This window comes from Arsukibacterium perlucidum DSM 18276 (assembly GCF_000382165.1).
Lineage (GTDB): Bacteria > Pseudomonadota > Gammaproteobacteria > Enterobacterales > Alteromonadaceae > Alishewanella > Alishewanella perlucidum.
Window position 1 is genome coordinate 1 of the sequence record NZ_KB907743.1, and the last position, 13,086, is coordinate 13,086.

At 53.2% G+C, this 13,086-nt stretch carries 14 protein-coding genes; 11 read left to right on the top strand and 3 right to left on the bottom strand.

From position 1 onward, the window contains the following. The first annotated feature begins 200 nt into the window (after positions 1-200). The 3 genes from H141_RS0118685 to H141_RS0118695 all read left to right on the top strand — a co-directional run bounded on the left by H141_RS0118685 (position 201) and on the right by H141_RS0118695 (position 3,406). Positions 201-2,525, top strand: coding sequence for a heavy metal translocating P-type ATPase (locus tag H141_RS0118685; protein WP_083923088.1), 2,325 nt, complete (start codon positions 201-203; stop codon positions 2,523-2,525). A 330-nt stretch (positions 2,526-2,855) separates the two neighbouring features. Then, positions 2,856-3,128 carry a CopG family ribbon-helix-helix protein gene (locus tag H141_RS0118690; RefSeq protein ID WP_019677808.1) on the top strand — a complete coding sequence of 91 codons (273 nt, stop codon included), beginning with the start codon at positions 2,856-2,858 and terminating at the stop codon, positions 3,126-3,128. After that, positions 3,125-3,406, top strand: coding sequence for a type II toxin-antitoxin system RelE/ParE family toxin (locus H141_RS0118695; RefSeq protein WP_019677809.1), 282 nt, complete (start codon positions 3,125-3,127; stop codon positions 3,404-3,406). Before H141_RS0118690 ends, H141_RS0118695 begins: the two co-directional genes overlap by 4 nt. 77 nt (positions 3,407-3,483) lie before the next feature. Here H141_RS0118695 and H141_RS21325 read toward each other — a convergent pair whose 3' ends face one another. Then, on the bottom strand, positions 3,484-4,008 hold the full coding sequence (locus H141_RS21325) for an SOS response-associated peptidase family protein (protein ID WP_083923090.1): 525 nt from the start codon (positions 4,006-4,008) through the stop codon (positions 3,484-3,486). 111 nt (positions 4,009-4,119) lie between these two features. Here H141_RS21325 and H141_RS0118705 point away from each other — a divergent pair, with 111 nt between their 5' ends. Both H141_RS0118705 and H141_RS0118710 read left to right on the top strand, forming a co-directional pair. Continuing rightward, positions 4,120-4,332 (top strand): hypothetical protein, encoded by a 213-nt coding sequence (locus H141_RS0118705; RefSeq protein ID WP_240473150.1) that lies wholly within the window; start codon positions 4,120-4,122, stop codon positions 4,330-4,332. Positions 4,333-4,745: 413 nt separating this feature from the next. Further along, positions 4,746-5,369 (top strand): LysE family translocator, encoded by a 624-nt coding sequence (locus tag H141_RS0118710; protein WP_019677812.1) that lies wholly within the window; start codon positions 4,746-4,748, stop codon positions 5,367-5,369. 33 nt (positions 5,370-5,402) lie between these two features. On the opposite strand, the gene H141_RS0118715 is transcribed toward H141_RS0118710, so the two are convergent. Further along, positions 5,403-6,806, bottom strand: coding sequence for a Cu(+)/Ag(+) sensor histidine kinase (locus H141_RS0118715; RefSeq protein ID WP_240473151.1), 1,404 nt, complete (start codon positions 6,804-6,806; stop codon positions 5,403-5,405). Then, the gene (locus H141_RS0118720) at positions 6,787-7,473 is read right to left on the bottom strand and encodes a heavy metal response regulator transcription factor (protein ID WP_008950841.1); all 687 of its coding nucleotides are present in this window, start codon (positions 7,471-7,473) and stop codon (positions 6,787-6,789) included. Before H141_RS0118720 ends, H141_RS0118715 begins: the two co-directional genes overlap by 20 nt. A gap of 166 nt (positions 7,474-7,639) precedes the next feature. Here H141_RS0118720 and H141_RS0118725 point away from each other — a divergent pair, with 166 nt between their 5' ends. Genes H141_RS0118725 through H141_RS0118750 form a run of 6 tightly spaced genes read left to right on the top strand, consistent with a single transcriptional unit; the run spans position 7,640 to position 13,030 of the window. Then, positions 7,640-9,451 carry a copper resistance system multicopper oxidase gene (locus tag H141_RS0118725; RefSeq protein ID WP_019677815.1) on the top strand — a complete coding sequence of 604 codons (1,812 nt, stop codon included), beginning with the start codon at positions 7,640-7,642 and terminating at the stop codon, positions 9,449-9,451. After that, complete coding sequence (locus tag H141_RS0118730) at positions 9,448-10,623, top strand: copper resistance protein B (RefSeq protein ID WP_019677683.1); 1,176 nt, start codon at positions 9,448-9,450, stop codon at positions 10,621-10,623. The genes H141_RS0118725 and H141_RS0118730 overlap by 4 nt, the downstream gene beginning before the upstream one ends. Before the next feature lie 49 nt (positions 10,624-10,672). Continuing rightward, positions 10,673-11,068, top strand: coding sequence for a copper resistance CopC family protein (locus H141_RS0118735; protein ID WP_008985533.1), 396 nt, complete (start codon positions 10,673-10,675; stop codon positions 11,066-11,068). 17 nt (positions 11,069-11,085) lie between these two features. Further along, the gene (locus tag H141_RS0118740; RefSeq protein WP_019677684.1) at positions 11,086-11,979 is read left to right on the top strand and encodes a CopD family protein; all 894 of its coding nucleotides are present in this window, start codon (positions 11,086-11,088) and stop codon (positions 11,977-11,979) included. Between the two features lie 38 nt (positions 11,980-12,017). Continuing rightward, positions 12,018-12,503, top strand: a complete 486-nt coding sequence (locus tag H141_RS0118745; protein ID WP_008985535.1) for a YybH family protein — start codon at positions 12,018-12,020, stop codon at positions 12,501-12,503. Between the two features lie 20 nt (positions 12,504-12,523). Continuing rightward, positions 12,524-13,030 (top strand): DUF411 domain-containing protein, encoded by a 507-nt coding sequence (locus tag H141_RS0118750; protein WP_019677685.1) that lies wholly within the window; start codon positions 12,524-12,526, stop codon positions 13,028-13,030. The last annotated feature ends 56 nt before the right edge of the window (positions 13,031-13,086 follow it).

Below are 13,086 nucleotides of genomic sequence, written 5' to 3' on the forward strand. Positions count from 1 at the left end.
TGTTCTTGGCATGATGGGTTGTCATGGTTAGTTTTTGGCGAAAGTAATTATACCAGCCCATCATGCTGTCTAATAATCCATCACGAAAGATCAACAAGCCCTAATAAGTTTATGGTATCATGATTCATGTAATCTCCTCCTTTAAGAAGCCGCAAAAAACGCGGCGCAAACTGCCTGCTTATTTGGAAAGGTGCTTATCCATGGTTCACGATAATTCTGAGTCTCATTGTCATCACCATACACCCTCCCACACGGGCTCAGGGCTTACAGACCCGGTCTGCGGCATGGGTGTAACGGCAGACTCTGCCCAGCATGTTGAGCATGCGGGTAAAACTTACTACTTCTGCAGCACCAAATGCATGAATAGATTCCAGCATGACCCTGAGAAGTTTCTTTCACCAACCCCGCCACCTCCCTCGGAAGCGGTCAAAGGCACAATTTATACGTGCCCGATGCATCCGGAAATACGTCAGGACAACCCCGGAACCTGCCCTAAATGCGGCATGGCACTTGAACCCCTGATGCCCAGTCTGGAAGATGACAATCCCGAGCTGGACGATTTTTCCAGGCGATTCTGGTGGACATTGCCTTTTACCGTCATTGTCACGGTGCTTGCCATGTTTGGGCCACAGCTTGGCTGGTTCGAGATGGCGACGCAAACGTGGATAGAGCTTGTACTGTCGCTTCCCGTGGTGCTGTGGGCCGGACAGCCGTTCTTCGTACGGGGTTGGCAATCAGTGGTCAACCGCAGTCCCAACATGTGGACGCTCATCGGCTTGGGTACCGGTGCCGCCTTCGTCTACAGCACGCTGGCAACCGTAGCTCCCGGTATATTTCCGGAAACATTCATGTCCATGGGGCGTGTGGCGGTTTATTTCGAAGCCGCAGTGGTGATCATTTCCCTTACGCTGTTTGGTCAGGTGCTGGAGCTTCGCGCGCGTTCCCAGACATCCGCTGCCGTCCGGTCATTGCTCGGTCTGGCGCCCAAGACGGCCCGCCGTATCAATGCAGACGGAACAGAAGAAGAAGTACCGCTGACGCATGTGCATGAAGGTGATCGTTTACGCGTACGTCCCGGTGAGAAAGTTCCTGTCGATGGCATTGTTGAAGAGGGTGCAAGTTCTCTCGATGAATCCATGTTGACTGGTGAATCGTTACCCATCAGCAAGCGCCCGGGTGACAAGGTCATAGGGGCAACGATGAACACCTCTGGTGCACTTGTGATCCGGGCGGAGAAAGTCGGCTCGGCCACTGTGTTGTCACAAATTGTCCAGTTGGTGGCTCAGGCCCAACGCTCTCGGGCGCCGATGCAACGGATGGCTGATTTGGTGGCGGGTTACTTTGTCATGGCGGTGGTAGCCATCGCCATCCTCACCTTGGTCGTGTGGGGCATGTTCGGCCCGCAGCCAAGCTGGGTCTATGGCCTGATCAATGCGGTCGCTGTTCTGATCATCGCTTGCCCTTGTGCGCTGGGGCTCGCAACGCCCATGTCAGTCATGGTTGCTACCGGACGAGGCGCAACCCAGGGTGTTCTGTTTCGTGATGCAGCAGCAATAGAAAATCTGCGCAAAGTCGATACGCTCATCGTAGACAAGACCGGCACCTTGACAGAAGGCCGACCCGCATTCGATCAGGCTGTTTCCGCTGGCGAGTTGGACGCCGATGAAATCTTGCGCCTGGCTGCCAGCCTCGATCAAGGCAGCGAGCATCCTTTGGCTGACGCTATTGTCAGCGCTGCGCGCGAACGTAATTTGGTGCTCAGCCCAGTGGACGACTTTGACTCGGGTAGCGGCATAGGCGTACGGGGCAAGGTTGAAGGCAAAATACTGCTGTTGGGCAACACTGCGTTCATGCAGCAGGATAACGTCAATGTTGATGGCCTGGCTGCCACCGCTGAGGGATGGAGGATAAAGGGTGCGAGTGTGATGTACCTGGCGGTTGACGGCACACTGGTCGGCCTACTCGCCGTTTCCGACCCCATCAAACAGAGCACCCCTGAAGCGGTACAGGCGCTCAAGGCCGCGGGAATCAGGGTCATCATGGCTACTGGTGACGGTATTTCAACGGCAAAAGCGGTCGCCGAACAACTAGGCATAGACGAAGTTCATGGCGAAGTGAAACCGGCCGACAAGCTGAATCTGGTTGATAAGCTTCAATCAGAAGGTTGCATCGTTGCGATGGCGGGCGACGGCATCAACGATGCCCCGGCACTGGCCAAGGCGAATGTCGGTATCGCTATGGGAACCGGGACGGACGTAGCGATGAACAGTGCGCAAATCACCTTGGTAAAAGGAGACCTGCGGGGTATCTCGATTGCCCGGGACCTGTCAAACAAGACTGTTCTCAATATGAAGCAGAACCTTGGTTTTGCGTTCATTTATAATGCGTTAGGCGTTCCACTGGCTGCTGGCGTCCTGTACCCGTTTGCCGGGTTGCTTCTATCACCCATGTTTGCAGCCCTGGCGATGAGTCTGAGTTCAGCGTCCGTTGTATTCAACTCGCTGCGGCTTCGTGGTTCGGTTTAAGCTGGATACGTCGAGGGGGTAGCGGAAAATGGCGAGTCTCTACTCGCCATTTTTCTTCGGTTTTTCGGGTAAGGGGATTAAATGGTTGATCTTACCTTTGCATGAGAGTGAGACAGACCGGCATCTCATCGGATTATCTGGTTGGACATTCGGGGTCAGATCCAGCTGTTGTTCTCACTGCAACAATTGCATTGATATGCTTAGCGGGCGAAATAAGTGGAGTCAGACAAAAATTAAATAACTGAGACCCCGTGCCGCTTCACCGTTAAATTGCGTATCTGATCTAAGCTGACTACAATGTATTACATTGTTTTGCTAAAGGTGAAAAGCATGAGCGTGACGACAGTTCGCTTACAAGCCGAGGTTGAGCAGCAGTTGGATGCTATCGCTAACAGGCTTAATCGCAGTAAAGGCTGGGTGATTAATCAGGCCTTAGCGGAATACATAGATAAGCAGCAGTTGGAGCTAGCTCGCTGGCAACAAACCCTGGATGCTATGGAATCTGCAGCGCAGGGAAAAGTGGTGGACGCCGGTGAAGTGCACAACTGGTTAAGCAGCTGGGGAACGGAACATGAACAGGCTGCACCGGGATCGGTTAAGTGAAATTAGTTTATACCGATGAGGCTATCGGCGATTTAAAGCGTTTACGGCAGTTTATCGCCGTGCATAATCCAACCGCCGCCAACAGAGTAGCTGCAGAGTTAATAAGTAAAATTCAGCTGTTGCCAGCCTTTCCTAAGCTCGGCACTCCGGTTGCGCTGGCGCCTGTGCCGGATGTCATTCGTGACATCATCTTTGGCCACTACGTTGTGCGTTATTCATTACATAGCAACACCATTATTATTCTGCGGGTATGGCACGGGCTTGAAAATGAACGCTAACCATTGGCCAGGTTGATGCCATAATCCGGCAACGCCGCCAGAGCGAACAAAATTTAATCTCGAAACGTCAACAAGCCCTAGTTTGCTACATCATGACTAATCAAACTGCTTTCGTTGTTCATGGCTTTATAGGTGCTCGGTTTATCTATCTGTATAGCAAGCAGGTCATAAGGTATATGCGGCTGCAGCAGTGGCTCGAACTCTATCGGGTCAGTAATACTTTCATCCAGCCAGCGGTCCACCAACTCAGTATTTAGAGGCATTAAGAGTGGTGATGCCTTCGTATGAATATGCATCAGCTTGGGGTGTGGTGGTATTGTGATCACTGAGCAAGACAGTGCAGTTTCGCCGGTATCTTTGTTAATCCATTCCCTACAAAGGCCACCAAGTAATATAGCGCCATCTTTGGCAACCATATCGTGGTAATGCAGAGGCTTGTAGTTCAAATATTCCGTTTCGCCAAAGCCTTTAGCTGGAATAACACAACGGCTTTGGCGGTATGCCTGGTAGCCAGCAGAGCCCTTAACATTTAGTTTGTCATAGCGAGTGTTAAATGAGGTGTACTTGGAAGGTTTAAAGCCAACGTTTAGGGATGGGTGAATTCATAATGACCTCCAATAAAAAGTTGAAGGTATTTTCAAATACAAAAAATGGTGTTGCTAGGTGTGGTTGGCCGGACGCTTACCTTCATTGAAGCATATGCAGGTATTGGTATGGTTGCCCAACTACAGCCTCTCGCAGTGGCACCATTTTCATTGTTTATCGGCACAGTTGGAGCAATTTCAGTTTTCAAAGCCGTTTACATCGACAAACGCCAGTTAAAGTGTGCCTGTGTAGGCGGCGATAGCAGTGTGCCACTTGGATTTGTATCGCTATCAGAAAACTTATTTATGATCGCGGGAGCATTGATTATGCTGCTGATGTAAAGGTATAGCTCTATTCGGCGGCCCCTTAACTGTTAAGATTAGACCTAGGATGCCAGCCCATACCTTTCTAATTCATATGTAACATTTTTTCTGTCGTACTGGCATCAAGATAACCAGAACTGAGCAAACAATCTCAAAGGTTGTACAAAATAACACTAAAGTTTTTTCATTAAGTTTTATTGTTGAGACTACAAAGGCTATCACGCCGACTGGCCGCAAACCGTACGTGAGTTGGCAGGATGCTGGCAGGAGTTACCGCAGCAGGAAGAACTGCGTGCAGGGCAAGGCAAAGATATACCGCGAGAGTCGCTTTGATTTTTGGGCTAAATCCTTTAAATAGCGTTCCTACTTTACGCCCTTGCTGGCGCTGCTGCAACCGGCCAGAATAGCGCCATCTTGCAGTTGAGGTGGTTATGGTTAATCTGGCGTTGCTGGGCGCGTTTATTCCGACGTTTTTGTTTGTTTCGGTTACCCCGGGCATGTGCATGACACTGGCGATGACGTTGGGCATGAGCCAGGGCGTGCGCCGTACGCTGTGGATGATGTGGGGCGAAATGCTCGGCGTGGCGTTGGTGGCAATACTGGCGGTGTGCGGTGTGGCGGCGATAATGCTGCAGTTTCCGGCTTTTTTTCAGGGTTTTAAAGTTGCCGGTGCGGTATATCTCACTTACATAGGCCTGCAAATGTGGCGTGCTAAAGGCAAACTGGCGTTGCCGCAACCAGGCGAGCTGCCTGCCAGGCTGGCGCGGCGTACTTTATTTAGCCAGGGTTTTATTACGGCAGTGTCTAACCCCAAAGGCTGGGCGTTTCATATGGCGCTGCTGCCGCCGTTTATCGACAGCCAGCTGGCATTCTGGCCGCAGTTGCTGGTGTTAGTGGCAATTATTCTGTTGCTGGAATTTGGCTCTATGTTGCTGTACGCCAGTGGCGGCAAAGCTTTGGCGCTGTTTTTTAGTAAAACTAACCGGGTGCAGTATTTAAACCGCATCGGCGCCAGCCTGATGTTTGGCGTGGCGCTGTGGATGTTACTTGGCTAATACCGCATAGCACCGCGGTGAGTTTAACCGACGTCACGCCAGTTTAAGCCTGATGCTAAAGCGGGTAGAGCGCGCATCTGATTCGACGCTTAACTGGCCCTGATGAGCATCGACTATGGCTTTGGTAATGGCTAGGCCCAAACCCGAGCCTTCTATCTGGCGTTGGCGCGAGGCGTCAGCACGATAGAAGCGATCGAATAAAAACGGCAAATGCTGTGGCGGGATCGGCTGGCCCGGGTTTTCTACCGTGATGGTGGTGCTGTCGGCTGCTGCGGTGGTGCTGACGGTAATGGTTTCGCCGGGCGGGGTATACCTAAGCGCATTGGATAATAAATTGGTCAGGGCGTGGCGCAGCAAGGTGCGATCTGCCTGCACAATAATATTGGCACCGTGATAGCTAAGGCCAACCTGACTTTCTGCCGCCCAGGCTTCGAAAAAGTTGAAAATTGCGGCCACTTCCTGCTTTAGCTCCAGCGGCTGCTTTTGCAGTGTTAACAGGCCATTGTCACTTTTGGCCAGCCACAGCATATCGCTAATCATTTTATTCAGCCGCTCCAGCTCTTCCAGATTGGAGAACAGCAGATTCTGGTACTCGTCGGCGCTGCGCGCGCGCGATAAGCTGACCTGCGTTTGCGTGATCATATTGGTCAGCGGCGTGCGCAGCTCGTGGGCGATGTCGGCACTAAAGTGCGACAGCTTGGTAAATCCCTGCTCCAGCCGATCTAACATCAGGTTAAAAGACTGCACCATGTGGCGCAGCTCGGCCGGAACCTCGCCCGGTGATAAACGAATATCCAGTTTACTGGTTTGAATATCACGCATTTGCTCGCTAAGGCCTCTGAGTGGATTCAACCCCTGATGCACCGCCAGCCAGGCCGCCAGCAAGGTGAGCAGCGCAGAGCCGAGTAAAATCAGCCCCAGGCTGCGCTGTAACTGCGCCAAGAAATGGGTGTGAAAACTGATGTCGATAGCGGCAATCACCTGATACTGCTGATCTGCCGTGGTCAGGCGGCTGAACACGCCGCGATAGGCTTTGCCGTCCAACTGCCAGTGGTGGATGGTTTTGGCATTGTAGTCGGCGCTGGCCGGGGTGTTGGCAGCCAGCAGGCTTAAGTCAACGTCGGCATTGCGGTACAGTAAGCGGTTCTGGCTATCCATCACCTGATAGTAAACACCGTGATGGCCCGATACCGCTTTGGAGAGCGTCTGTGCCGGTGGTTGCTGGCCGTCCTGAGCGGTAGTCAGCGTGTGCTCAACCGCGTGCAGGATCACCGCCAATTCGTCGGCATCCTGCTCGATAAAGTGATGTTCGACTGAGTTGAGCAGTAATTGCTGCACGAAGAACAGGCAAATCGAAATGGTTAGCGCGACAAAAAGTACCACGCGAACGATGATCGAGAGAGGGCGTGTGCCAGCGTTATGCATCAGTTTGCTCATCGTCCAGTTTATAGCCCATACCGCGCACGGTATGGATCAGTTTTGCCGCAAAGCCATCATCAATTTTGGCGCGCAAGCGGCGGATAGCCACATCGATAACATTGGTGTCGCTGTCAAAATTCATATCCCACACCTGCGAGGCGATAAGCGAGCGTGGCAGTACTTCGCCGCGGCGGCGCATCAGCAGCTCAAGCAAGCTAAATTCCTGATTACTCAATGTTATTTTGGCGCCGCTGCGGCTGGCTTTACGCTTGGCGATATCCAGTTGTAAATCGGCGACCTGCAATAATTCTGACTGCGGTACGGCCTGACCACGCCGTAGCAGGGTTCTGACCCGGGCCAGCACTTCAGAGAAAGCAAAGGGTTTGATCAGGTAGTCATCGGCGCCAAGCTCCAGGCCTTTTACCCGGTCGTCGACACTGTCGCGGGCCGACAGAAACAGCACCGGCGTGTGGTTATGGTTTTCTCTTAGCGCCTGCACAATGCGTAAGCCGCTGACATCCGGCAGCATCACATCCAGCATGATTAAATCGAAATCTTCTGTCATCGCCAGATGATGGCCATCCAGGCCATTTCTGACCAGTGACACCTGAAAACCGGCTTCGCTCAGGCCTTGCTTTAAATAGTCACCGGTTTTTTGTTCATCTTCTACAATCAGCAAACGCACCTTGTTCTCCCCAAACATGGATCTGGCATAGCTCTGGCAGTATTAGGCCATAAACCGCCGCACAGCAACATGACGCTAAGATTACAACTTTGTCATGTTCAGGTCATGCTGCTGACAGTTTCGTACACTATACTGCTTAGCATACAAAATGTATTGGAGGTTCCAGATGACAAAAGCCAAAACCATGATGCCGGTATCTGTTTCACGGCGCCGGTTTGTGCAGGGGCTGGCGGTGGGCGGCGTGCTGGCCACTTTTCCGCATATCGTCAGGGCGGGTAGCGCCTTTAACGATAATGCCTTTACCGGCTATGCCACTGAGCTCAGCGGTAACGTGATTGATTTAACCATCGGCGAAGCGCTGGTGAATTTTACCGGCGTGGTACGTAAAGCCACCACCATCAATGGTTCGATACCGGCACCGACCTTACGCCTGCGCGAAGGCGATGAGGTAACCATACGGGTAACCAACACCTTGTTGGTGCCCAGCTCTATTCACTGGCACGGTATCATATTGCCGTACCAGATGGACGGCGTACCCGGCATGAGCTTCAGAGGCATTATGCCCGGCGAAACCTTTGTCTATCGTTTTACGCTAAAGCAAAGCGGTACTTACTGGTATCACTCGCACAGTGGCTTTCAGGAAATGACCGGCATGTATGGCGCGCTGATCATTGAGCCGAAAGAGCAGGATATTATCCAAGCTGACCGCGAATATGTGGTGCAACTATCTGACTGGACCGATGAAGATCCACACACTGTGTTTCGCAAATTAAAAGTGCAAAGTGATTTGTACAATTTTAATCAGCCAACAGTGCAGGACATGCTGCGCGATATCACTGACAGAGGGCTGGACGCGGCGCTGGCGAAACGGCAGATGTGGCAGCAAATGCGGATGAACCCCACCGATCTGGCGGATATCTCCGCGGCCACTTTTACGTATTTAATGAATGGCAGTTCGCCGCTGGCAAACTGGCGCGGCCTATTTAAGCGCGGTGAGCGCGTGCGGCTGCGGTTTATCAATGGCTCCAGCAACAGCTTTTTTGATGTGCGTATTCCCGAGCTGAAAATGACTGTGGTGCAGGCTGACGGCCAGAATGTACACCCGGTAACGGTAGATGAGTTCCGCTTTGGCCCGGGCGAAACCTATGATGTTGTCGTCTCGCCGCAAAATGATGCCTACACCATTTTTGCCCAGAGCATGGACCGCAGTGGCTATGCCCGCGGTACCCTGGCCGTGGCCGAGAGCTTGCACGCCCCGGTGCCGGCACTGGATCCGGTGGAGTGGCTGACGATGGCTGACATGATGGGTAATATGAATCATGGCGCAAGCGACAGCCACAGCCACGGCCACAGCGCGATGGCGCACGGCAATGGCGCGGAAGATCATAGCCAGCATGGTGCTATGGCTATCGATCACAGTCAGCATGGCCCGGCGGTGCCTTATGCCAAAGCCAGTTCAACTGTGCGTCATGCCAGCACCGAGTATGGCCCGTCGGTGGATATGCGGGTGGATATGCCAAGAACCAACCTGGACGATCCGGGCATTGGTTTGCGCAATACCGGGCGGCGCGCGCTGACCCTGGCCGATTTACATTCGCTGGACGGTATTATTGAGCCGGGCGGCCCGGAGGCGGAAATTGAGCTGCATCTGACCGGCAATATGGAGCGCTACACCTGGTCATTCGATGGCTTAGAGTTTAGTAAAAGCACACCGGTGCATATGAAGCACAATCAGCGTATCCGGGTGATCTTGCAAAACGACACCATGATGACCCACCCGATGCATTTACACGGTATGTGGAGTGATCTGGAAAGTGACAACGGTGCCGTACAGGTACGCCGCCATACCATTCCGGTGCAACCGGCGCAGCGCATCAGCTTTTTAACCACGCCGCATGATGTCGGGCGCTGGGCCTGGCATTGTCATTTATTGTTCCATATGGATGCGGGTATGTTCAGAGAAGTGGTGGTGTCATGAAAACAGCCAACGTAACGCTAACCTTGTCGCTGCTGGCGCTGGCCTGTACTGTGGCGCTCAGCCCTGGCGTGGCAGCGCAGAACGCCACTGAGAAACCGCCGGTACCAACGCACAGTGGCATGGACCACAGCAAAATGGACCACGGCAAAATGGATCATAGCAAGATGAACCACGCTGAGCAGGCGGTTGACCATAGCCAGACGAACCCTAGTGACATGGATCACAGTCAGATGGATCATAGCGGCATGGACCACAGTAAAATGGGCCACGCTGAGCAGGCCGTAGACCATAGCCAGATGGACCACAGCGAAGTGGACCATAGCAAAATGGATCATACCGAGATGAACCATAGTGAAATGACCCATGCTGAGCAGGCCGTGGATCACAGCAGTATGGATCACAGCACGATGAACCATGCCGATATGCAGATGCAAGGCGGTAAGGCGCCGGCTAATGCCCGCGATCCACATGCCTACTCCAACGGCTACACCCTGACTGACGGGCCCTATGGCATGGCCGATTCACGCCATTTAAAACACGGTGTTGAACATTCACAGTGGTCCGTGCTGGGCGATCGGCTGGAATACAATGCCGACAGTGAAGCTGGCGAACTGGAGCTGCAAGCCTGGTATGGTACGACCTATGATCGGTTGGTGCTGAAAACCGAAGCTGAAGTCAGTGACGGCAAGCTGGAAGAGAGCAGCACCGAGCTGTTATGGAGCCACGCGATAGCAGCCTATTGGGATGGTCAGCTTGGGCTGCGCCTGGATCAGGTTGCCGATGGCACCAACCGGCAGTGGTTAGCATTGGGTGTGCAGGGCCTAGCGCCGTACTGGTTTGAAGTGGATGTCACGGCTTATCTGGGCAGTGGTGGTCGCACCGCGTTAAGTGCCGAGGCAGAATACGAGCTGCTGTTAACGCAGCGCCTGATCCTGCAGGCCCGGGCGGAGCTAACCGCCTATGGCAAAGACGATGCAGTCAATCAGCTGGGTAAAGGCCTGTCTTCACTGGGCGCCGGGCTTCGGCTACGCTATGAATTTAGCCGCCAGTTTGCGCCCTATGTCGGGGTCGAGTGGCAGAACAAATATGGTAACACGGCAGATTTTGCCCGCCTGCAGGATGCATCGACAGCAGAAACATCCTGGGTTGCCGGTGTGCGGTTCTGGTTTTAATAGATCAGGGTTTTAATCAATTTGGATGTTAATAAATAAGGTGGTCAACATGAACAAATTAATCTCGCTGCTTACCCTGCTCTGTTTGGCGTTTGCCGGACCCGTACTGGCGCATGTTAAACAAAGCGGCTCGGTACCGGCGGATAACGCCATGCTCATGCAGGCGCCGGATGTACTCAGTATCAGCTTTAGTGGCCCGATCCGGCTGACGAAAGTCACGCTGTTGCACGATAACGGTAACACTGTCGATTTTGGCTTTACGCCCACCGCTGTCGCCACGCAGTTTAGCTGGCCGTTGCCAGTGCTGGAGATCGGTAGTTATCAGGTTAACTGGGTAGGTTTGGGCGAAGACGGTCATAAAATGAAAGGTGATTTCAGTTTTATGCTCCACGCCAGCGCTGACGCCGGGGGGAAAGCTGATAGCGCGCACGCGCATCAGCACTAGATGGCTGGAGATTGGCGATGTTTAGCGATACCTGGGTATTAGCCTTATTCGCCCACAAGCTGCTGAGTTATTTAGCGGTTAGCGGCAGTATTGGTGCGGCGTTTTTGCTGCAGTTGCCGGCGCTGGCTCAGCCACAGTTTGATAGCCTTGCCTTTCGGCTGTGGTTAAAACGCCTTGTACTGGGGTGGTCGGCCGCAGGTATGGTGCTGGCGTTACTGTATCTGCCGCTGCAGGCTGGTGCGCTGGCCGAAACAGGCGTAGCTGGCATGGCCGACAGGCTGATGCTACAGATGGTTTGGCAATCGGCAATGCGCACCCAGCTGCTTTTATGGTTATGCGGTTATGCAGCGCTGTGGCTTTGGGCCTGGCGCGTTAAACACAGCGGCAAAGCGGTAGTGAGCATTGCGGTAGTTAGCCTGGCCGCGTTATTGCTGGCCGCCAGTTTCAGCCAAACCGGCCATGTTGCCAGTTTGGCAGGCCTGTGGCCACTGTTACTGACGCTGCATGTGCTGGCAATTTCGGCCTGGGTAGGCGCGTTGCTGCCGCTATGGCAAAGCTGTTATCGCTTAGCACCAGACAGGCTGGTGGCGCTGATGGGGCAGTTTGGCCAGGTTGCGCTCTACCTGCTGGTACTGCTTATCAGCTGTGGCGTGTTGATTTTACTGCAACTGCTCGACTCGCCCAGTGCACTGTTTGTCACCGACTATGGCCGCTTAATGTTGTTTAAGTTGATGTTGGTAGCGGCCATGTTACTGCTGGCTGCCTGGCACAAATTTAGTCTGGTCAAAGCGCTGGCGCAACATCAGAACAGCCGGTTGCTGGCACGGTCTATTTTTATCGAAATGCTGTTAGCGCTATTGGTACTGGCAACCAGTAGCAGCTTTACCACTGTGGTGGGCTTAGCCCATTAAGCCCGCTTTATTCTAATAATTACAACAGGATACCTAATATGTTTCGCAATAAAATTCAAACGCTGTCTGCCATCAGCCTGGGCCTGGCGTTACTCTCTCCCGTTAGTGCGCTGGCGCACGGCAATGAAAAACCTGCCGCCCCGGCCTTGTTCGTCGGCGAAAGCACCGCTGCCGCTCAGGCGGTAAAAGCGTTTCATCAGGCGTTACGCGCTGGCGATGCCAAAGCGGTGCGCGCCATGCTGGCAGATGACGTGCTGATTGTCGAAGGTAATGGCGTAGAGCGCTCGGCTGACGAGTATGCCAGCCACCATATGCTGGCTGATATGAAATTTATGGCGGCGGTACAGGTAGAAGCGCTGGAGCATCAGACCAAGGTGCTGGGCAAGGTGGCCTATTCGGTTAGCCGTAGCCAACTGACTGGCGACTATAAAGGCAAGCCGGTTGACGTTATCAGTAAAGAAACGCTGGTGCTGGTAGATACAGGCGCCGGTTGGAAGATCGTGCATGTGCACTGGTCGCACTAAGGCAACAGCGGGAGAGCACTATGAAGTTAACTCTGATAGCGGCAATGCTGGCAGCCACTGCGTTACTGGCCGGCTGTAAAGACGCCGGCCCGGCTAAACCGGAAACTACAGCTGTGCCCGACAGTGCAGCAGCACTAACCCTCACGGTATACAAAACGCCAAGCTGCGGTTGCTGTAAAAAGTGGGTATCGCACCTTGAACAGCAGGGAGTGGTTGCACAGACGAAAGACTATGATGATCTAAGCGGCATAAAAGAGCGCTATGGCATCACGCCACAGTATTATTCCTGTCACACCGCCGTATCGGAGCAGGGCTATGCCTTTGAAGGCCATATCCCTGCTAAATACATCCGGAAATTTCTTGCTGAGTCGCACCCGGATGCAATTGGCCTGAGTGTACCGGCGATGCCGCTTGGATCACCGGGTATGGAAGTGGAAGGCCGCTTTATGCCGTACGACATTCTGCTGCTGCATAAAGATGGCAGCGCCAGCGTTTACGCTCACATCAGTGATGCTGCCATGCAGTAAGTAGTGTAGTGTCAATCCTTGCTGCTACGCGGTGCTGTAATGACAACTAAATCACT

Excerpts from the sequence above, each read along its gene's own strand:
- H141_RS0118730 (WP_019677683.1), top strand. The coding sequence starts at position 9,448 with ATGAAAACAGCCAACGTAACGCTAACCTTGTCGCTGCTGGCGCTGGCC.
- H141_RS0118735 (WP_008985533.1), top strand. The coding sequence starts at position 10,673 with ATGAACAAATTAATCTCGCTGCTTACCCTGCTCTGTTTGGCGTTTGCC.
- H141_RS0118690 (WP_019677808.1), top strand. The coding sequence starts at position 2,856 with ATGAGCGTGACGACAGTTCGCTTACAAGCCGAGGTTGAGCAGCAGTTG.
- H141_RS0118710 (WP_019677812.1), top strand. The coding sequence starts at position 4,746 with ATGGTTAATCTGGCGTTGCTGGGCGCGTTTATTCCGACGTTTTTGTTT.
- H141_RS0118750 (WP_019677685.1), top strand. The coding sequence starts at position 12,524 with ATGAAGTTAACTCTGATAGCGGCAATGCTGGCAGCCACTGCGTTACTG.
- H141_RS0118705 (WP_240473150.1), top strand. The coding sequence starts at position 4,120 with ATGGTTGCCCAACTACAGCCTCTCGCAGTGGCACCATTTTCATTGTTT.
- H141_RS0118725 (WP_019677815.1), top strand. The coding sequence starts at position 7,640 with ATGACAAAAGCCAAAACCATGATGCCGGTATCTGTTTCACGGCGCCGG.
- H141_RS0118715 (WP_240473151.1), bottom strand. The coding sequence starts at position 6,806 with ATGAGCAAACTGATGCATAACGCTGGCACACGCCCTCTCTCGATCATC.
- H141_RS0118745 (WP_008985535.1), top strand. The coding sequence starts at position 12,018 with ATGTTTCGCAATAAAATTCAAACGCTGTCTGCCATCAGCCTGGGCCTG.
- H141_RS0118685 (WP_083923088.1), top strand. The coding sequence starts at position 201 with ATGGTTCACGATAATTCTGAGTCTCATTGTCATCACCATACACCCTCC.
- H141_RS0118740 (WP_019677684.1), top strand. The coding sequence starts at position 11,086 with ATGTTTAGCGATACCTGGGTATTAGCCTTATTCGCCCACAAGCTGCTG.